We start from the raw sequence: 19,745 nt of genomic DNA on the forward strand, positions 1-19,745 counted from the left end.
ATGGGTACCTTTCTTCTAGTTTTGTTCATCGTGATTGTGCTGGTGGCAGGAATGTCCATCGGCGTTATGTTCGGCCGCAAGCCAATCAGCGGAACCTGCGGTGGCATTGGTGCCCTGGGTATCAGCTCTTCCTGCGATATTTGTGGCGGCAACACCCAGAAGTGCAAGGAAGAAAACGAGCGGCTGGAGAGCGAAGCCAAGGGTGCCGACGATCTGGCCTACGATGCTTCCAGCACGGATCGTCATTGATCGGGATGCCGCTGACCCGGACACAGAATCAATAATCAGAATCAAATTCTCACGACGTAGATAAGGAGTCACTGCGCGCATGGCAGAACATCATTACGACGTCGTCGTTATCGGCGCCGGTCCGTCCGGCGAAGGCGCGGCGATGAATGCGACCAAACACGGCAAGCGTGTCGCGATCATCGAAGACAAGCCAACGGTTGGCGGTAACTGCACCCACTGGGGTACCATCCCGTCCAAGGCCCTGCGTCACTCGGTCAAGCAGATCATCACGTTCAACACCAACCAGATGTTCCGTGATATCGGCGAACCGCGCTGGTTCTCCTTCCCGAGGGTTCTGCAGAACGCGCAGAAAGTGATCGGCAAGCAGGTCAAGCTGCGCACCCAGTTCTATTCCCGCAACCGGGTGGACCTGATCAACGGCCGCGCATCGTTTCTGGACCGGAACCGGCTCGAGGTTCGTGGCAACAAGTCGGTCGAAACCCTGCATTTCAAGCAGGCCATCGTTGCCACCGGCTCCCGACCGTACCTGCCACCCGACGTGGATTTTCGCCACCACCGGATCTACAACTCCGACACCATCCTGAACCTGTCCCATACGCCGCGTACCCTGATCATTTATGGCGCGGGTGTCATCGGCTCTGAATATGCCTCCATCTTTGCAGGGCTTGGCGTCAAGGTGGACCTGATCAACCCGGGCAGCCGCCTGCTGTCGTTCCTGGATGATGAGATCTCTGACGCCCTGAGCTACCACTTGCGCAACAACGGTGTGCTGGTACGTCACAACGAGCAATACGAGTCTGTGGTGGGCGATGACCACGGTGTGGTGCTCTCGCTCCAGTCCGGCAAGAAGATCCGGGCGGATGCTTTCCTGTGGTGTAACGGCCGTACCGGAAACACCGACAGTCTGAGCCTCGAGAACATCGATCTGGTACCCAACGGCCGCGGCCAGCTCGCGGTGGACGAGCATTACCGGACCGAAGTGGAAAACATCTACGCGGTGGGTGACGTGATTGGCTGGCCCAGCCTGGCCAGCGCCGCCTACGACCAGGGTCGTTCCGCGTCCTCGGATATCGTGAAGGATGAATACTTCCGGTTCGTGTCAGACGTGCCAACGGGTATCTACACCATTCCGGAAATCAGTTCCGTCGGCAAGACCGAGCGCGAGCTCACCGAAGCCAAGGTGCCCTATGAAGTGGGCCAGGCCTTCTTCAAGGACCTCGCCCGCGCCCAGATCACCGGCGAAGCGGTGGGCATGCTGAAGATCCTTTTCCACCGGGAAACCCGGCAAATCCTGGGCATCCACTGCTTCGGTGACCAGGCCGCCGAGATCGTCCACATCGGCCAGGCCATCATGAACCAGGAAGGAGAGGCCAACTCCCTGAACTACTTCATCAACACCACCTTCAACTACCCGACCATGGCCGAGGCCTATCGGGTGGCGGCGTTGAACGGGTTGAACCGGATTTTCTGATGAAGTTGGTGGGGTCTGAAGAAAGCCTTCTTCTGACCCCTTTTTCAATCTCGGAGTTAGGCTCCAACTTGGGGTCAGATGAAGGTTTTCATCAGACCCCTGTGCCTTATGCTGAAGTCTCGGGCAAACTCCGGGGTCAGAAGAACGCTTTCTTCTGACCCCATTTTCAATTTAGGAGCCTGGCTTTAACTCGGGGTTCGGTCCAGGTTGGGGTCAGATGAACGAGTTCATCAGACCCCTGTGCCAAGACCCCTGTGCCAAGACCCCTGTGCACATTCTCAGGCCCGGCCTTCCCCCGGGGTCAGATGAAAGCCTTCATCTGACCCCATCTTCACCCCACTCCCTGCCTCGGGACTTGCCTCCTCCCTGACCGGCAACTGCAACAAAGCCCGGGCCCGGTTATCAAAAAACATCCGGGTGCTCGTCGGGTAGTCGGTAATAATGCTATCCACCCCCAGATCCTCAAGCTGCAGCATGTCGTCGATACGGTTCACGGTCCAGGTGGACACGTGCATGCCCCGGCGATGGGCCAGATCGACCATGTCCTTGCTCAGGATTTTCCAGTTGGCACAGAAATACTCGCAGCCGAGCCGGGTAGCGATATTGAGTGGCCGGGGGAATTTCCGCTCCGCTACCAGCCCGGTGCGGATTTTCTTGTCGCGGCGACGGATTTCCCGCAGGAACCCGGGATCGCTGGAGGTAATGGCGGCCCGTTGGTAAAGGTCCCGGTGCTGGATGATTTCGGTCAGCCGGTTGCACAGGATGTTCAGACGCGGGCGCGCATCCTTTTTGACCTCGAGCTGGAGGTGCTCCAGATCATCAAACTGGTCCAGCAGCTGCTCCAAAGTCGGAATGCCTACTTTCCTGGGCCAGGAGGTGGTATTCCGGCGCGCATCCATATCCGCCAGCTCGGCCGCGGTGTAGTTGCACACGCCGCCCTTGGCGCCGGTGGTGCGGTCCACAGTCAGGTCATGGACCAGCACCGGGACGCCGTCCTTCGACAGAACCACGTCCAGCTCAAAATGCCGTATGCCGTGGCGATAGGCATGAATGAATCCGGGGAGGGTATTCTCCGGGGCCTCTCCCTTGGCGCCCCGGTGCCCGTAGACGATCATTCTGGTGCTGAGTCCTTCATCCGTTGGTAAATGGCCTGGCGTTTCTTCCAGGTTTCGTGGCACAGCCGGATATCTTCAAGATAGGCCGGCAGTTCATGCATGAGCAAGGCCTGGGGGCCGTCCACCAGGGCTTTTTCCGGCTTGGGATGGAAATCCACCAGCACCATGTTGGCGCCGGCGATCACGCCCTGGGCGGTAGCATGTTCGAGATCGAGAATGCCGTCCGGTGAGGCGTCCCGGCTGCCCACCGAATGGGACGGATCCACGCACACAGGCATCCGGGTCAGACGCTTGACCGCGGGCACGTGGGCAAAATCCACCATGTTGCGGTGTGGGTTGCCGGCTTCCGTTTTCATGCCGCGCAGGCAGAAAATGACATTGGAGTTGCCTTCACTGGCCAGGTATTCGGCAGCGTTCAGCGACTCGTTCAGGGTAATGCCGAAGCCACGCTTGAGTAGCACGGGGTAGGTGCTCTGGCGACCAATCGCCTTGAGCAGCTCAAAGTTCTGGGTATTCCGGGTGCCCACCTGCAGCATGACGCCGGTCGGACGGCCCAGTTTTTCCAGGCAGGTGTCGATTTCCTCGATGTGGCTCTCGTGAGTGATCTCCATGGCGATCACCTTGATGCCGTGCTTGCCCGCCTTCTCGAACACCCAGGGCAGGCAGCCCTTTCCATGACCCTGGAACGAATAGGGGTTGGTCCGCGGCTTGTACGCGCCCATACGGGTACAGACTTCGCCGTGTTCCTCCACCGCCTTCATCATCATCTCGACATGTTCAGGCACATCCACGGCACATAAGCCGGCAAAGACGTTCAGGTTTTGCTGGCTGAATTCCACGCCGTTGTAGGTGAAGCCGCTCTGGCGCTGATCATCCTTGTGCCGGCCAAGAATCCGGTAGTCCTCGGAGATGCGGATCGCCCGCTCCACCGCCGGCAGGGCTTCAATTTCTTCCTTGTCCAGGGATTTGGTGTCCCCCAGCAGGTAGATCTCGGTCAGCCGTTGGGTGGCACCCTGCACCTCGTGCACACGCAGGGACACGTTGGGCAGGTTTTCCAGGTAGTGCATGGTCTGCCGGTAGGCGTCGCTGTCCAGTGCGGTGTTGGGATGAAGAATGGCTAGCATGATATCTCCTTGTGTTAACCGGTCCCCTCGGCCCGGTGCCGCGCCTGCATGTATTCCCTGTGGTTAAGATGCAGCAGGTCTGCCATACGGCGAATAAGATGTTCTTCGTACTTGTCGATGCGTCCGTCGGCCAGGGCCACGTGCCAGATGCTCTCCAGCAGAGCCTGTTTCTGTTCCTGGTCCAGGTGATCGTTGATCTGACCGGTAAACTCGTACAGTGACGTGGCATCTTCGGCGTGGGCGAGAGCATCCTGCAGGATCTCCTCGGCTTCTTCCCGGGTCACCTGGTGAGACTTCACGGCGCAGTCCACGATGGTTTTCAGTTCCCGCTCGTCCTCGTGGTTGTCCACCCGGGACAGCTGCACCATCAGCGCCGTCGCTGCGACGGCCAGCTGATGGGCATCCGGCTTGACCGGTTCGGAGTCGGGAACGGCAAACAGTTTCTTCAGGCGCTCGATCATGATCAGTTACTTCGGTTGTTGAGACACTCAGGCCGCGCGGGCCAGTTGGCGCACCCGGTTCTCCAGCTCAATCTGATCGGCGGTGAACCGGCGAATGCCATCAGCCAGCTTCTCGGTGGCCATGGCATCCTCGTTGGACTCCCAACGGAACAGTTTCTCGTCGATGGTGCCGAACCGGTCACCGGTGTTGGCGTTGTCCGGGTGCAGTTGACGGTCGAGGGCGCCGGTATCGTCCTGCAGTTCCTGCAACAGGGCAGGGCTGATAGTCAGCTTGTCGCAACCGGCCAGCATCTCGATCTCGCCGGTGTTGCGGAAACTGGCGCCCATCACCACGGTATTGAAGCCGTTGGCCTTGTAGTAATTGTAGATCCTGCTGACGGAGAGTACGCCCGGATCTTCGTGGGCCGGGTAGCTGTCCCGCCCGCTGTTGGCCAGGTGCCAGTCCAGGATACGACCGACGAACGGTGAAATCAGGTGTGCACCGGCCTGGGCGCAGGCGGCGGCCTGGATGAAAGAGAACAGCAGAGTCAGGTTGCAGCGGATGCCTTCCTTCTCCAGCTGCTCGGCGGCGCGGATGCCTTCCCAGGTGGAGGCAATCTTGATCAGTACCCGGCTGGAATCCACGCCCTGGCGATCATAGAACTCGATCAGGCGACGGGCCCGCTCCAGGGTTCCGGCGGTATCGAACGACAAACGAGCGTCCACCTCGGTGGAGACCAGGCCCGGTATCAGGTTCAGGATTTCCCGGCCCGCCAGTACCGCCAGCATGTCGGTGGCTACGGTAAGCTGCTCCGCGTCGGAACCACCGTGGCGCCGGGCTTCCGCCACTGCCTTGTCCAGCATCGGGCGATAGGCCTCGGAGGTGGCTGCTTTAAGCAGCAGTGACGGGTTGGTGGTGGCATCTTCCGGGCGCCACTTGGCGATGGCGTCGATATCGCCCGTGTCGGCTACCACGGTGGTCATGGTCTTCAGTTGGTCAAGCTTGCTGGTCATTCGTCCTGTCGTCCCGGTTGTACGTTGTTTCAGGCATCCATCTCCGGGATGCCGGTGTTTTCCCTACAATAACGGGCTGTTCTGACAGGAACAAGACAACTAAAGGTTAGGATTGGGTCAGCTTTCGGCAACAGTCGCCGGCTCAGGCACTCGGACCTTGGCCAATGCCGCCTGGATGACCTCCAGACCACTGCCGGGCTTGTGGGCATTCTCGCTGATATGGCGCCGGAACTGGCGCCCGCCGGGCATGCCATGGAACAGCCCCATGATGTGCCGGGAAATGTGGGTGAGATACACGCCCCGCTCGAGTTCTTGCTGGATAAACGGGAACATGGCCTTCAGAGCTTCATGGCGATCTGCCACCGGTGCCGGCTCACCGAAGAACTCCGTGTCCACTCCCGCAAGCAGCCACGGGTTATGGTAGGCCTCGCGGCCGAGCATCACGCCATCGGTGTGGCGAAGATGCTCATGGCACTCTCCGAACGTCTTGATACCGCCGTTGATGATGATCTCCAGGTGCGGGTAACGCTCCTTCAGCCGGTAAACCCAGTCGTACTTCAGCGGCGGAATGTCCCGGTTCTCCTTGGGGCTCAGGCCTTCAAGAATCGCAATGCGGGCATGCACGATGAACGTGCGGCAGCCGGCAGCGGAAACCTTGTCGATGAATTCGCACAGCTCGTCCCAGGACTCCCGGCCATTGATGCCGATCCGGTGCTTGACCGTTACCGGCAGGGTCGTGGCCGCAATCATCGCCGCCACCGCCTCGGCCACCTTGTCCGGATGGCCCATCAGGCAGGCGCCGATCATGTTGTTCTGGACCCGATCGCTCGGGCAGCCAACATTCAGGTTCACCTCGTCGAAACCGAACTGCTCAGCCAGCTTCGCACAGTGGGCCAGTTCGCCCGGATCGCTGCCGCCAAGCTGCAGGGCCAGGGGGTACTCGCAAGGATCATGGCGCAGGAAACGCTCGGTATCGCCGTGGATCAGCGCACCGGTGGTTACCATCTCCGTATACAGCAGGGCACGCCGGCTCAGAATCCTGGCCAGGTAGCGGAAGTGCGGCGTGGTCCAATCAAGCATTGGGGCTACACAGAAGCGGCGGGAAGGGCCAGGATATTGGCGAGCGGCATCCAATGCGGGTGTTGCGGACATTTCGGTAACCTATCTACGGAAAACAGTTGTCAGTACGAAAATCTGAGCGCCGTAGTTTAACAGGGTTGGCAGGGTGTTTGCCGTAAGGCTTTGGCGAAGTCTCATCGCCCGCTGCGCAACCCTGGATGCTGTTGTTTGCAGATCTTTAGTGAACAAGCCGTTCCACAATCTCCGCCGCCGAATGCTCCCGGCATCCCGCCGCGTTCTGCCCACACCACAAGGGTGAAAAGTCTCCGGAACCGTTAGCCTCGGCCGCAGCCCGAAGTGGCGCAATGGCACTGGTGGCGAGGGGAAACGCCGGTGCTTCAGGGGATACAGGACCCAGTTCCTGCATCACACGGTTCACAATACCCCGGGCCGGCCCGCCGGAGAAAAGATTGGTGATAGCGGTATGCCGGGCCTGGGGGCTTTTCAATGCCTCCCGGTGCACCGGTTTGGTGGTCGCCTCCGGGCAGAGCAAAAAGGCCGTTCCCACTTGGGCCGCGATTGCGCCAAGATCCAGCGCGGCCTTCACACCCCGGGCATCGGCAATGCCGCCGGCAGCAATCACCGGTACCTTCACCGCAGCGACGATCTGGGGCAGCAGGGCAAAGGTGCCCATCTGCGTGGTCATGTCCTTGGTCAGAAAAATACCTCGGTGGCCACCGGCCTCAAGACCCTGGGCGATGATAGCGTCGGCACCGTGCTGCTCCAGCCAGAGGGCCTCCTCAACCGTGGTCGCGGTTGACAGGATCCTGGCGCCGGCCTTCCGCACCCGTTCAACCATTGCAGGCTCCGGCAGCCCGAAATGAAAACTCACCACCGCCGGGCGGAATTCCTCCACCACAGCAGCGGCTTCTTCATTGAACGGCATCCGCCCCGGCCCGGAACTGATGGAATCGGGATCGATACCGAATTCCTGGTAATAGGGCGCCAGCGCCTGTCGCCACCTCCGTTCGCTGTCCGCATCCGGTGTTGGCGGCGTGTGGGCGAAGAAGTTCAGGTTGAAGGGCTTTTCGGTGGCCGCTTTGAGAGCCTGAGGCTCGGTTCGAAGCGCCTCAGGGCTCAACATTGCGCAGGGCAGGGAGCCCAGGCCACCGGCGTTCGAGACGGCGGCCGCCAGTCGGTGATCCTGAACACCGGCCATGGGCGCCTGGATAATGGGAAACTGTATGCCGAGAATGTCTTTCATGTTCGATCCTTATCGCGTGTCAGACGGACTCTTGCTCTCCGGCATGACTGATCAGTACCCCCGGTGCGCCTTCGACCAGCTGCTGTCGGATATGATCCGGAATGGCCACCTTGGACATGGTGGATGACCGGATCATCACATCAGTGATGTCGGCTTCGGCGATGAACTGGCCATCCCCGTAGCGATAGAACTCCAGGTGCAGGGTGAACGACGTGTTGCCGATCCGCCCGGTACGAATCCTCGCTTCCAGCACGTCATCAAACCGGGCGGGCGCTTTCCAGTTCACGGTGAGGCTCACCACCTGGACGTCCAGGTCCTGGTCCAGCAGGCGCTGGTAGTCGCCGAACACGGCGCGGATGTATTCGTTGACGGAAATGTCCACGAAGTCTGCATAGCGGGCGTTGAAGACGACACCCTGGGCGTCGCATTCGCCGTAGCGGACTCGGAAGCGGAATTTGAATGGGGAGTTGTTTTTTTCGGTCATGGTTCACTGATGCGGTTGAATGAGATTCAAGGCTAACGGATTCCCGAGATCATGCAACTTGGCCATCTCAGGACCTGCTGGTAACCTGGTTTACAACAATGCGGCACGAATTAGTAGTAAGGAAACTGTCCCATGCCCGATACGCTAGGCTATTACGACAACAACGCCGAAGCGTTTGTGGAGTCCACCTTTGATGTTGCCATGGATGAGATTCATCGTGAGCTCCATCAAACTGGAACCTAAGTGATGCAGCAAACCGGAATCTACGAGCAGCTGATCACAAAGCTCATCCAGAGCCGCCTGGATCGGGAAAAATTCTATGTTGGCGAGCGCCAGCTCAGCAGCGCGGAAGCGTCGGTGTGGTTGTCTCGATTCCTGTCTAATATTCTTGAGTTTGCCATTGAGTCAGTGCCCACGGGCGAAAACCGACTGCAAGAGCAAATTGAGCTTTCAAATCAACTGCTAATGTGGCTCAAAGGTCAGATTCAGGACGACGGATTTTTGGAAGAGAACCTTCTTGATAGCCAGGGAAAGATTCTGACCGCTCTTTATGAGCTGGAGAACCCCGTTGCAGCTGACCTGAAACAATACGTAGAAGACATTTTTCCTCTCACGGGCCTCACCCAGAGTGAGCTGTTCTCGGGAAGTAATGCGGGCCTGTCACTCGAGTCCGAATTGAAGCGCGAGATTCTGTCAGCGGACAAGATTTACTGGCTGGTTTCATTTATCAAATGGGCCGGGATTCGTATTTTCAGGAAGGAATTAGAAGCCTTTACCGCCAGTGGTCGCGAGCTGAAAATCATCACCACATCCTACATGGGCGCAACAGATGCGAGGGCTGTTGAGTATTTGGCCAGCTTGCCGAACACCGAAGTGAGGCTGAGCTACAACACCGAGCGCGAGAGGCTGCACGCCAAAAGCTATCTGTTCCTCAGAAATTCGGGTTATCACACCGGTTACATCGGATCATCAAACCTCTCCCGCTCGGCGTTGACGAATGGCCTCGAGTGGAACCTGAAAATCACGTCTCAGGAAATTCCCCACATCATCAACAAGTCCCTAAGCACCTTTGAAACCTATTGGGCATCAGACGAATTTGAGCGGTTTGATGGCCAGGCTGAAAGTGCTGAAAAACTCAAGCGTGCGCTGAAGCAGCAAAGAGGACAGGACGATGCTGGTGCGTTGCATTTTTTTGATATTACGCCGTTTCCCCACCAGAAGGACATTCTGGAACAGCTTTCTGTGGAGCGGGACGTACACCAGCGTTATCGAAACCTTGTGGTGGCTGCCACAGGTACCGGTAAGACATTAATCTCTGCCTTCGACTTCCACCGATTCTTGAAGGCAAAGCCTGACGCAAATTTTTTATTTGTTGCCCACCGAGAAGAAATCTTGCGACAGGCTCGTGAAGCCTACCGTGGAGTATTCATGAAGGCCTTGGCATTCTGTGTAAGCCGTGATCACGCGAACTTTATGGTCCAGCAGCTACTATTTCATGGCATCAAGGCTGATGTGCTAACCAGTGACAACAGCCATGAACGACAGCAAAAACAACAAGCCATTCGTTCAGGGCAGATCAACGTGTTGTGTGTCGTCGATATCTTCAATGAGGGCATCGACATTCCGGAAGTTGATACCTTGCTGTTTCTGAGACCAACGGAAAGCTTGACCATTTTCTTGCAGCAACTCGGCCGAGGTCTGCGTTTGGCGGACGGTAAAGATTGCTGCACTGTTATGGATTTTGTCGGTAATTCCCGGCCTGAGTATGATTTTGCGAATAAATTCAGAGCGCTGCTGGGTAAATCTGAACGTTCGATCACCGATGAACTGAAACAAGGCTTCCCTCATGCGCCCTTGGGTTGCCGGATAGAGCTGACCAAGAAAACCCAGGAGATGGTACTGAGCAATATACGGCAGGCCACTCTGACCATGAAACGGCTTGTGTCTCTGGTTCGCCAGTTTCCTCAGCATTCAGTGCAGCCGCTGACGCTGAAGAACTTTTTAACTCATCATCCGCACATTAATCTGAACGAGCTGTATAAGCGGGGCAGTTGGTCAGAGCTGGTTAGTAAAGCCAAAGATGAGAATGTTGCTGATGAGTCACCGTTCAAACTGGCGAGAAAGGCGATCTACAACCGGATTTTGATGTGTGACGATCATCAATATCTGCTTTTCCTTAAGAAGTTGTGCCAGGCGGGGTTTGTTTTGGACCAGGCAGATAATCGTCTGGCTTTGATGTGCCATTACGATTTCTGGCAAAAACCTGGGCCAGAGCTGGAGCTAGAGTCACTTTCCCAGAGCTTGGCCGAACTCAACAAGCTGGGGGTCAAGCAAGAGCTTTCTGATGTGCTCGATTGGAAATTGGCGCAAACCAAGCATGAGCAACCAAGTATGCCCGACCTGCAGCAAGTACCTTTACGCCTGCATGCGCGATACTCTCGAGAGGAGATTCTGGTTGGATTTGGTGCAATGACATTCGACCACCAGCCTCCGTCAAGAGAAGGCGTTTTTGTAATGCAGGATCAGAAAATCGAGCTTTTGTTTGTCACGTTAAACAAAAACGAAAAGCAATTTTCCCCGACCACCATGTATCACGACTACGCCATAAACGAGGAGTTGTTTCATTGGCAGTCGCAAAACAGCGCGCGACCTGACCGCGGGCGAGGGAAGGACTATATTGAGCATGCCGCCATCAACAAGCGATTGTTCTTGTTTGTAAGGGAGCAAGCAAAGGATGAATATGGTCGCACGATGGGCTTTGTGAATTACGGCGAGGTCGACTATGTGTCCCATACTGGTTCACAGCCAATGAGCATTACATGGAAACTCCGTACGCCTATGCCAAACTTTATGTGGCATCAGGCAGCAAAGTTAGCGGTAGCATGACGTACGCCCCCTACAACAAAAACGCCCAGAAATTCTTCAACCAATACCAGTCCCTGACCTTCGAACAGGTCCACAGCGACTGGCTTCCTTATCTGGATAAGAAAACCGGTCTGGCTCTGGATGTAGGCGCGGGCAGCGGCCGTGATGCTCAGGCGCTTGCGGAGCGTGGCTGGGACGTCGTAGCAGTGGAGCCTGCGACCGAACTGTGCCACCTGGGCGAGGCAGCAACGGCTCACCGCAGTATCCAGTGGGTAGATGATTCCCTGCCGGACCTGAGTGAAATCCGCAAACTCAGTTACCGGTTTGATCTGGTTCTGGTGTCTGCGGTGTGGATGCACCTTCCGCCCGGTTCCCGCGAGCGGGCGTTCCGGATTCTGACGGAGCTGCTGGCTCCTTCCGGCATGTTGGTGATCACTCTGCGCCACGGGCCGGGTGATGGCGAGCGGCAGTTTTATGAAGTCAGCAAGGCAGAGCTGGACAGCTTCGCCCGCCACCGTGCGGTTATGCCGGTGCCTTTGCCCGATACACCCCGTGCCGATCAACTCAAGCGCGCGGATGTCTGGTGGGAAACCGCCGTGTACCGCTTGCCGGATGATGGCACCGGCGCGTTGCCGACATTGCGGCATATCATTATCAATGACAACAAATCCTCAACCTACAAGCTTGGGCTGCTGCGAACGCTGGTGCGTATGGCAGACAGCGCGCCGGGGCTGGTGCTGAACCGGTCGGATGACTGGGTGGAACTGCCGCTGGGGGCGGTGGGTCTTTTCTGGATCATGCTGTATCACCCGTTGGTGCTGAAACACCATCTACGGCAGGCTCCGGGTTCCCGTGGGCTTGGCTTTGCGGGGGATGACTTCTACGAGCTAGGCAAGCTGTCGCCGCTGGATTTCCGTGTGGGGTTGTCGCTGTCGGCGGAGTTTGCTCCGGTGGTTATGCGGGCTATCCGGCTCGCGGCTATAAACATTCTCAAGAATCCGGCGCATTTCACCACCTGGCCAGGTACCAATCGCCAGATCTTCGAGGGTGGTGCAAGCAGGCTTACCATTCGCAATGAGCCGGTCCGGCTGGATAAAGAAACCCTGGCCCGTTTCGGTCGGTTCCGCGTACCGGCCATGCTCTGGGATACCTTCAGCCGTTATGCCTGCTGGGTAGAGCCGGCCATTGTGAATGAGTGGATCAACCTGATGGGCAGCTGGGAGGCTCGCTACTCGTCGGAGACTTACCACAAGGCGCTGCAGTGGGTAGAAGGGCGGCGTGATACTTCGGTGGTGCGCCAGCTGGTGGAGCAGCAGTTGTCTAACGGTTCAGTGGAGTGTGTGTGGACCGCCAGAGACCTTTCCCGGAGCCGCTATGATATTGACCATTGCTTTCCCTGGTCCCGCTGGAACAATAACGATCTGTGGAATCTGTTGCCGGCTTCCCACACCGCCAATGCTGCGAAATCCGAAAGGCTCCCGGCAGATTCCCTGCTGAAGCAGGCCCGGCCCCGGGTGATCGAGTGGTGGGAGCATGCCATTGTCGGAACGGAACGTGAGCGGCAGTTCTACTCGGAGGCTGAAGCGGCGCTGCCGTTACTGGGTGAGAGTCGTACCTTGGACGGCGTATTTGAGGGCATGCTGCAGCAGCGTTTACGCTTGAAAACCAATCTTCAGTTGGCGGAGTGGCTGGGGCTTTGAGTGGCGATTGGCTACTCGGCCACTTCAAGCTCCGTCAATGAAGGCATAGGTTCCTCAGTGATGGCTGGTTAAGCTACAGGGAACAATAACCAGAATGGAGATCGTTCCCTGCATGAGACACTCCCGCAAAGTCGAGTCATCAAATCCTCCCAGACACATCTACATCACCGGCGGTGCCAGCGGCATCGGCCTCCAGCTCGCGCGGGATTATGTGCGCTCTGGCTGCGCGGTCACCCTGTTTGATATCCAGTCCACGGAAAATGCGGTTGCCGAGCTTTCGGCCATCCCCGGCGGAGGTTCGGTGCGCGCGTTTGCGCTGGATGTCAGTAATCCCGCCTCGGTCCGGGAGGTGTTCTCCGAGGCTGCGGCGGGGCTGGGGCCGGATGTGGTCATCCACTGCGCCGGTATCTGCATCGCCGCGCCTTTTGACGAGATCGATGATGATGCCTACACCCGGCTGATCAACATCAACCTGCTTGGCTCCCGACATGTGGCGGCGGGTGTGCTGCCGCATCTGAAATCCGGTTCCCAGCTGGTGTTTGTGGCGTCCATGGCCGGGCTGGTCGGGTGTTATGGGTATTCGGCGTACTGTGCCTCCAAATACGGCGTGGTTGGCCTGACGGAAGTGTTGCGCTTGGAATTGGCGCCGAGGGGCATTGATGTGTCTGTGGTCTGTCCCCCGGAGGTGGAGACGCCGCTGGTGGTGGAGGAGCGCAAAAGCCGGCCCAAACAGACCGAGTCGTTGAAGCTGATGGCGGGCACTTTGCCGGTGGAGTATGCGGTTGGGCAGATTCGTCGGGGAATCGATCAGCGCCGGTTCCTGATCATTCCCGGCAAGCGGGCCCGCAGCCTGTGGTTCACCAACAAGCTGCTGCCCGGATTCCTGACCCGCCGGCTGGCGGATTTTCTAGTCAGTCGTTGAGGTTTTAGCCGAAGGCTTTGTCCAGGGCCTGGTTGAGGTCCGCGATCAGGTCTGCACTGTCTTCCAGCCCGATGGACAGCCGCAGCATGCCGTCGGTAATGCCCCGCTTGAGACGTTCCTCCTGGCTGAGTCCGTGGTGGCTGGTGGCGCAGGGTTGGCTGACGAGGCTCTCCACGCCGCCGAGGCTGGTGGCTAACAGGAAGAGGCGCAGGTTGTCTGCCACCGCGGTGGATGCTGCCCGGTCTCCGTCCACCTCGATCGTGACCATGCCGCCAAATCCTTTCATCTGCCGGGCTGCCAGTTCGTGGTCGGCAAATCCGGGCAAGCCGGGGTAGAGCACACGGCGCACCTTCGGATGTTGTGCCATGGCCTGTGCCACCGCCATGGCGTTCTCGTTATGCTGGCGGATACGTACCGGCAGGGTGCGCAGGCTTCGTGAGAGCAGGGCGGCGGTTTCCGGCGCAAGTAGTTGCCCCAGGTTCTTGCGCCAGGGCACGACGGCTGCCGCCAGTTCCGCTGAGGTCATCAGCGCGCCTGCGGTGAGGTCGGAATGGCCGCCCAGGTACTTGGTGGCGCTGTGCAAAACCAGGTCGGCGCCCAGTTCCAGGGGTTGCTGGTTGATGGGGCTGGCGAAGGTGTTGTCTACCGCCACCAGTGCACCATGCTCGTGGGCGATTCTGGCGAGGGCGGCAATGTCCAGGATGGCCAGGTTGGGGTTGGCCGGCGTCTCGAAGTACACCAGCTTGCCCGGTTCATCCAGGGCGTTTGCCAGTTGGCCCACCTCCTCCTTGAACAGAAAATGCACCGGAATACCCAGTGCCTGGCAGTGACTGACCAGCAGCTCCTGAGTGCCTCCGTACAGATCACCCACGCACACAATACCCTTGCGGCCGTGGGCCAGCAGTGTCGCTGAAATGGCGGCCATGCCCGAGGCGAACGCCAGCGCGGCCTCGGCATTCTCAAGCCGGGCGAGACCCTGTTCCAGCTCCTCGATGCTCGGGTTGGTGCCCCAGCGAGTGTAAAGTTGGCCCGGCGCGCGGCCCTCGATCACGTCCAGCAATGCTTCTGTGTTTTCGAACTGGTAGGTGGTGGTGTTGTAGACCGGCGAATAGGGGCTGCCGAAGCTGTCCCGGTGATGGCGGTTGTGGATGATGCCTGTGGCGGGACCGTGGGAGTTGTCCTTGCTCATTGCAGCTCCTGATGGTTGGGCTTGAACGAGAATTCTTGCACGGAGATGCTTCCGCTGAAAGGTACGGGGTTGATCTGGGCGGTGGAGATATGGATGCAAACCGGGCCGACGGGTAGACTTGCGCGTATTTCCCGAATACGTTCATTTACATGCGAAAAATAGGAAACGTACTTTGGCTATCCGACTGACCGAATTCAGCCACGGCGCGGGCTGTGGCTGCAAGATTGCTCCCGATGTACTGGATCGCATCCTTCATACCGACGCGCCCGAGTTCAAGGACCCGCGCCTGCTGGTAGGCAATAGCAGCCGTGATGACGCCGCCGTGGCGGACGTAGGTAATGGTCTGGGGGTGATCAGTACCACCGATTTCTTCATGCCGGTGGTGGATGATCCGTTCGATTTCGGGCGGATTGCTGCCGCCAATGCCGTCAGCGATGTCTATGCCATGGGCGGCAAACCGGTCATGGCTATTGCCATTCTGGGCTGGCCGGTGAATGAGCTGGCGCCGGAGATTGCCTCTCAGGTGATCGATGGCGGCCGCGCGGTGTGCGCCGAGGCGGGAATTGCCCTGGCTGGTGGCCACAGCATCGATTCTCCAGAGCCCATCTTCGGTCTGGCGGTGACCGGCCAGGTGGCAGTGGACCGCATCATCCGCAATGACACGGCCAAAGCCGGAGACCTGCTGTATCTGACCAAGCCCCTGGGTGTGGGCATTCTCACCAGCGCCTCCAAGAAGGGTAAGGTCAGTGCTGAGGATCTTGCGGTTGCGGTGAAGAACATGGCGACGCTGAACAAGGTGGGTGAGGCCTTTGCGGAAGTGGACGGGGTCCATGCTATGACCGATGTGACCGGCTTCGGCCTGGCCGGGCATCTGCTGGAGATCTGTCGGGGCAGCGGGCTGCGGGCAACTGTGAACCGCGGTGCTATTCCGGTGTTGCCAAACCTCCAGCCCTATATCGACGCAGACTGTATTCCCGGTGGTACGCACCGCAATGCAGCCGCTTTTGGCAAAGCCATCTCCGGGATGACAGAAGCCGACAAACTGCTGTTCTGTGATCCGCAGACCAGTGGCGGCCTGATGGTCTGCGTGGCTGAGGAGAGCCGTGCGGCCTTCGAAGCCGTGGCCCGGGAGCAGGGTCTGGAGCTGTCACCGCTGGGGCGGCTGGGAACGGCCAGTTCCGAAGAGAGCTTCGTGGTGATCAAGGACTGATGACCGAACACACGGATTGGAGATGTTGATATGCCAGTGATGGTGCAGGCCCTGGTGCCGGTGTTCGTGCTGATCATGCTCGGGCACCTGTTCCGGCGTTGGGACTTTCCCGGTGGCGACTTCTGGCCCCAGGCGGAGCGTTTCACCTATTACGTGCTGTTCCCGGCGATGCTGGTGTTCAAGCTGGGCCAGGCAAGGTTGCCGCCGTCCGCCTATGGCGATATTGCCCTGCTGATTTGCTCCATGCTGCTGGTCATGACGCTGGTGCTGGTCTTGGTGCAACTGATCTGGCGCTGGAGTGGGCCTGTGTTCTCCTCCGTGTATCAGGGAGCGATCCGGTTCAATTCCTACGTGGGCCTTGCAGCAGGCGGCATGCTGCTGGGCGACGACGGGCTGTCCCTGACGGCGATCGCCGTGGCGATCATGGTGCCGTCGCTGAACCTGCTGTGCATTCTGATGTTCACCCTGGTGGCGGATCAGGACAAGGTGCGGTTCGGGCAGGTGCTGAAGGCCATCGTCACCAATCCGTTGATTGTCGGCTCGGTGATCGGGGTGGTGTGGAGCTATTTCCAGATCGGTTTCCATCCTTTGCTGGCGGGAATCCTTCACCCCCTGAGTAACCTGGCCCTACCCATGGGGCTGATGACCGTGGGGGCCGGGCTGCAGCTGACCGCCCTGCGCGGAGCCTCGATGCCGTTCCTGGTGTCGTCGGTGCTGAAGTTGCTGGCCTTTCCGCTGATGGCGGCGGGCCTGGCGTGGATGCTGGGTCTGGAAGGTCTGATGGTGCAGGTGGCGGTGTTGCTGGCAACGTTACCCACCGCCACCTCCGCTTACATCCTGGCCCGGCAGCTGGGTGGGGATGCCCCCCTGATGGCGGGCATCATCAGTGGTCAGACCCTGCTGGCCATGGCCTCCATTCCGTTAATGCTCAGTATCCTCTGGTAGGCATCGGAGGATGGCGTCGGCGATGGATTGCTGGAAGTCGATGTAACCGGTCTCCGTGGCATCGATGTCCATGGCCAGCGGATCCCAGGTACTGAACGTCACGTCCAGGCCCTCGGTGATGGAGCGCCACCACTGACGGTTGAACTGGGGTTCGGTCAGCAGGCACGGGTGCGTCGCTTTGCGCAACTTGTCCTGAACCTCGGCCACGTGCCGCGCCCCGGGAGACAGTTCCGGATTGAGGGTCAGAATGCCCGCCAGTTCCAGGTCATAATGCTCGGTAAAACGGACAAGGGCGCTGTGATAGGCGAAGATGTCGATCTCCTTCGCCGGTGCCAGCTGCTCGCGAATAGACGCCTCTCGTTCGGTCAGTGCGACTTCAAAGGCGGCCAGCTTCTGGCTGATCGCCGTCTGGTCCGCGCCTTCCTGCCCGGCCAGTGCCTTTGCAATATCCCGGGCCATCTCGAGACCCAACATCGGGTCTACCCATAGATGTGGGTCCTCGCCTTCTTCATGGCCGTGGCCGTGATCATGACCGTGCGCTTCCTCGTGATCGCCCTCGACCACTTCCTCTCCGGAGAGAGCGATAGTGCGACCGTGGAACTCTTCGGCCGACAGCAGTCGGATCAGGAAGGATTCCATATCCGGACCGACCCAGAACACCAGATCCGCATTCTCCAGGGCGCGCCGCTGGGATGGGCGAATGGTGTAATTGTGTGGGCTGGAGCCTGGTGGTACCAGGTTTGTGACCCGGACATCCCCGGGTGCCACCGCCCGCACCAGCAGTTCAAGCGGCTTGATCGAGGTGACCACGTTTACTTCGGCGTTTGCGGGCGCGGCTGTGAATACGGTGGCGCCAAGGAGTACAGGCGCAAGGGATCGACCCACGCGGGACAAGATCGACATGTTGGGGCTTCCTGAAGCTGCGTTGAATGAAATGTTATAATATAACAAGATTGTCTGAATCGCCAATGGGATGGCCATGCGAAATCGTCGGAGGGCCGGTATAATGCCGGCTTTATCAAACGGCCACCGACATTTCAGGAAGGTTTATGACTGTACGTACCCGAATTGCTCCATCCCCCACCGGAGACCCACACGTTGGTACCGCCTACGTGGCCCTGTTCAACCTGTGCTTTGCCCGGCAGCACGGCGGGCAGTTCATCCTGCGTATCGAAGACACGGACCAGGCGCGCAGTACGGCGGAATCCGAGCGGGATATCCTGCAGGCGCTACGCTGGCTGGGGCTGAACTGGGACGAAGGCCCCGATGTGGGTGGCCCCCACGGTCCCTATCGCCAGTCCGAGCGCAAGCACATGTATGCCCAGTATGCGGAGGATCTGGTAACGGCTGGTCACGCCTTCTACTGTTTCCGGACTCCGGAAGAGCTGGATGCGATCCGGGAGGAGCGCAAGGCCAAGGGTATGAACCCGGGCATCAAGGGCGACCTGGAACTGTCGGATGAAGAGGTCAAGCGCCGCCTGGATGCCGGTGAGTCGTACGTGATCCGTATGAAGGTACCGGATGAGGGCATCTGCGAGATTGATGACATGCTGCGCGGCACCATCGAGATCGACTGGAGCCAGGTGGATTGCCAGATCCTGCTCAAGTCCGACGGTATGCCGACCTACCACCTGGCCAACGTGGTGGACGATCACCTGATGGGGATTACCCATGTTCTCCGTGGTGAGGAATGGATCAACTCCGCGCCCAAGCACAAGCTGCTGTATCAGTATTTCGGCTGGGACATGCCGGTGCTTTGCCATCTGCCGCTGCTGCGTAACCCGGACAAGAGCAAGCTGTCCAAGCGCAAGAACCCCACCAGCATCAATTTCTACGAGCGCATGGGCTTCCTGCCGGAGGCGGTGACCAACTACCTGGGCCGCATGGGCTGGTCCATGCCCGACGAGCGGGAGAAGTTCACCCTCGATGAAATGATCGAGAACTTCGACATTCAGCGTGTCTCCCTCGGTGGTCCGGTATTTGATGTGGAGAAGCTGCGCTGGCTGAACGGCCAGTGGCTGCGCGAAGAGCTCGACGATGAGCAGTTCATGGAGCGCATGCGCCAGTGGTGGTTCAACGAGGACGCCCTGAAGGCTCTGGTGCCGCACGTGAAGGGCAGGGCCGAGGTGTTCTCTGACGTGGTGCCCATGGCCCAGTTCATGTTCTCCGGCATGCTCAACCTGACTCCGGAAGACTTCGCCCACAACAAGCTGGAAGAGGCCCAGATCAAGCGGGTGCTGCAGTTCACCCTGTGGAAGCTGGAAGCCGAGCGCCACTGGAGTAAGGAAAACATCTTTGCCGACATCAAGGGTCTGGCCAAGGCCATGGAGCTGAAGATGGGCGATTTCATGTTCCCGGTGTTCGTGGCGATTGCCGGCACCCCGAATTCCTGGTCGGTGATGGATTCCATGGCCCTGCTGGGACCGGACATGACCCGGTCGCGGTTGCGTCACGCCCTGGAGGTTCTGGGCGGTTTCTCCAAGAAAGAAACCAAGAAGGTGGAGAAAGAATACGCCGCATTGGGTGTGTAATAACCGGTTTGGCGAAGAAGTAATCGATCTGGACAGGGACGTTCAGAAAACTGAAAAAAAAGTGTTTTTAAGTGTTGACGCCCCCCGGGTGGATCCTTAATATACGCAGCCGTTGAGGGGCCATAGCTCAGCTGGGAGAGCGCAACACTGGCAGTGTTGAGGT

General features: G+C 58.8%; 17 protein-coding genes. 8 read left to right on the forward strand and 9 right to left on the reverse strand.

Going from position 1 to position 19,745, the window contains the following annotated elements; all coding sequences use genetic code 11:
- Both nqrM and sthA read left to right on the forward strand, forming a co-directional pair.
- Positions 1–249 carry a (Na+)-NQR maturation NqrM gene (gene nqrM / locus ACESMW_RS00420; RefSeq protein ID WP_372985123.1) on the forward strand — a complete coding sequence of 83 codons (249 nt, stop codon included), beginning with the start codon at positions 1–3 and terminating at the stop codon, positions 247–249.
- A gap of 79 nt (positions 250–328) precedes the next feature.
- Positions 329–1,720: a Si-specific NAD(P)(+) transhydrogenase gene (gene sthA / locus ACESMW_RS00425; RefSeq protein WP_343810540.1), complete on the forward strand. Its 1,392-nt coding sequence runs from the start codon at positions 329–331 to the stop codon at positions 1,718–1,720.
- 278 nt (positions 1,721–1,998) lie between these two features.
- On the opposite strand, the gene ACESMW_RS00430 is transcribed toward sthA, so the two are convergent.
- From ACESMW_RS00430 to ACESMW_RS00460, 7 genes are all read right to left on the reverse strand, one after another.
- A complete protein-coding gene (locus tag ACESMW_RS00430) occupies positions 1,999–2,835 on the reverse strand; it encodes a glycerophosphodiester phosphodiesterase (protein ID WP_372985124.1) in 837 nt (278 codons plus the stop codon).
- Complete coding sequence (locus tag ACESMW_RS00435) at positions 2,832–3,959, reverse strand: 3-deoxy-7-phosphoheptulonate synthase (protein ID WP_372985125.1); 1,128 nt, start codon at positions 3,957–3,959, stop codon at positions 2,832–2,834. Before ACESMW_RS00435 ends, ACESMW_RS00430 begins: the two co-directional genes overlap by 4 nt.
- 14 nt (positions 3,960–3,973) lie before the next feature.
- Complete coding sequence (locus ACESMW_RS00440; RefSeq protein ID WP_372985126.1) at positions 3,974–4,420, reverse strand: TerB family tellurite resistance protein; 447 nt, start codon at positions 4,418–4,420, stop codon at positions 3,974–3,976.
- Between the two features lie 27 nt (positions 4,421–4,447).
- Positions 4,448–5,413, reverse strand: a complete 966-nt coding sequence (tal, locus tag ACESMW_RS00445) for a transaldolase (protein WP_372985127.1) — start codon at positions 5,411–5,413, stop codon at positions 4,448–4,450.
- A 117-nt stretch (positions 5,414–5,530) separates the two neighbouring features.
- Entirely contained in the window at positions 5,531–6,565 is a 1,035-nt protein-coding gene (gene dusA, locus ACESMW_RS00450; protein ID WP_372985128.1) for a tRNA dihydrouridine(20/20a) synthase DusA, read from the reverse strand.
- Positions 6,566–6,710: 145 nt separating this feature from the next.
- Positions 6,711–7,736, reverse strand: a complete 1,026-nt coding sequence (locus ACESMW_RS00455) for an NAD(P)H-dependent flavin oxidoreductase (protein WP_372985129.1) — start codon at positions 7,734–7,736, stop codon at positions 6,711–6,713.
- A 19-nt stretch (positions 7,737–7,755) separates the two neighbouring features.
- Positions 7,756–8,220 carry an acyl-CoA thioesterase gene (locus ACESMW_RS00460; RefSeq protein WP_372985130.1) on the reverse strand — a complete coding sequence of 155 codons (465 nt, stop codon included), beginning with the start codon at positions 8,218–8,220 and terminating at the stop codon, positions 7,756–7,758.
- Positions 8,221–8,466: 246 nt separating this feature from the next.
- Here ACESMW_RS00460 and ACESMW_RS00465 point away from each other — a divergent pair, with 246 nt between their 5' ends.
- The 3 genes from ACESMW_RS00465 (at position 8,467) to ACESMW_RS00475 (ending at position 13,707) form a co-directional block, all read left to right on the forward strand.
- Positions 8,467–11,106, forward strand: coding sequence for a DUF3427 domain-containing protein (locus ACESMW_RS00465; protein WP_372985138.1), 2,640 nt, complete (start codon positions 8,467–8,469; stop codon positions 11,104–11,106).
- Positions 11,103–12,785, forward strand: coding sequence for a methyltransferase domain-containing protein (locus ACESMW_RS00470; RefSeq protein WP_372985131.1), 1,683 nt, complete (start codon positions 11,103–11,105; stop codon positions 12,783–12,785). The genes ACESMW_RS00465 and ACESMW_RS00470 overlap by 4 nt, the downstream gene beginning before the upstream one ends.
- Before the next feature lie 112 nt (positions 12,786–12,897).
- Positions 12,898–13,707 (forward strand): SDR family oxidoreductase, encoded by an 810-nt coding sequence (locus tag ACESMW_RS00475; protein ID WP_372985132.1) that lies wholly within the window; start codon positions 12,898–12,900, stop codon positions 13,705–13,707.
- Positions 13,708–13,711: 4 nt separating this feature from the next.
- Here the strand turns inward: ACESMW_RS00475 and ACESMW_RS00480 are convergent, their stop codons facing one another.
- Complete coding sequence (locus ACESMW_RS00480; RefSeq protein ID WP_372985133.1) at positions 13,712–14,896, reverse strand: trans-sulfuration enzyme family protein; 1,185 nt, start codon at positions 14,894–14,896, stop codon at positions 13,712–13,714.
- Positions 14,897–15,068: 172 nt separating this feature from the next.
- Here ACESMW_RS00480 and selD point away from each other — a divergent pair, with 172 nt between their 5' ends.
- Positions 15,069–16,106 (forward strand): selenide, water dikinase SelD, encoded by a 1,038-nt coding sequence (selD, locus tag ACESMW_RS00485; protein ID WP_372985134.1) that lies wholly within the window; start codon positions 15,069–15,071, stop codon positions 16,104–16,106.
- A gap of 30 nt (positions 16,107–16,136) precedes the next feature.
- Positions 16,137–17,051 carry an AEC family transporter gene (locus ACESMW_RS00490; RefSeq protein WP_372985135.1) on the forward strand — a complete coding sequence of 305 codons (915 nt, stop codon included), beginning with the start codon at positions 16,137–16,139 and terminating at the stop codon, positions 17,049–17,051.
- Here the strand turns inward: ACESMW_RS00490 and ACESMW_RS00495 are convergent.
- Complete coding sequence (locus ACESMW_RS00495; RefSeq protein ID WP_372985136.1) at positions 17,028–17,954, reverse strand: zinc ABC transporter substrate-binding protein; 927 nt, start codon at positions 17,952–17,954, stop codon at positions 17,028–17,030. The two genes, ACESMW_RS00490 and ACESMW_RS00495, sit on opposite strands and share 24 nt — an antisense overlap.
- A 146-nt stretch (positions 17,955–18,100) precedes the next feature.
- Here ACESMW_RS00495 and gltX point away from each other — a divergent pair, with 146 nt between their 5' ends.
- The gene (gltX, locus tag ACESMW_RS00500) at positions 18,101–19,582 is read left to right on the forward strand and encodes a glutamate--tRNA ligase (protein WP_372985137.1); all 1,482 of its coding nucleotides are present in this window, start codon (positions 18,101–18,103) and stop codon (positions 19,580–19,582) included.
- Positions 19,583–19,745: the final 163 nt, after the last annotated feature.

It is taken from the genome of Marinobacter sp., assembly GCF_041690455.1.
Lineage (GTDB): Bacteria > Pseudomonadota > Gammaproteobacteria > Pseudomonadales > Oleiphilaceae > Marinobacter.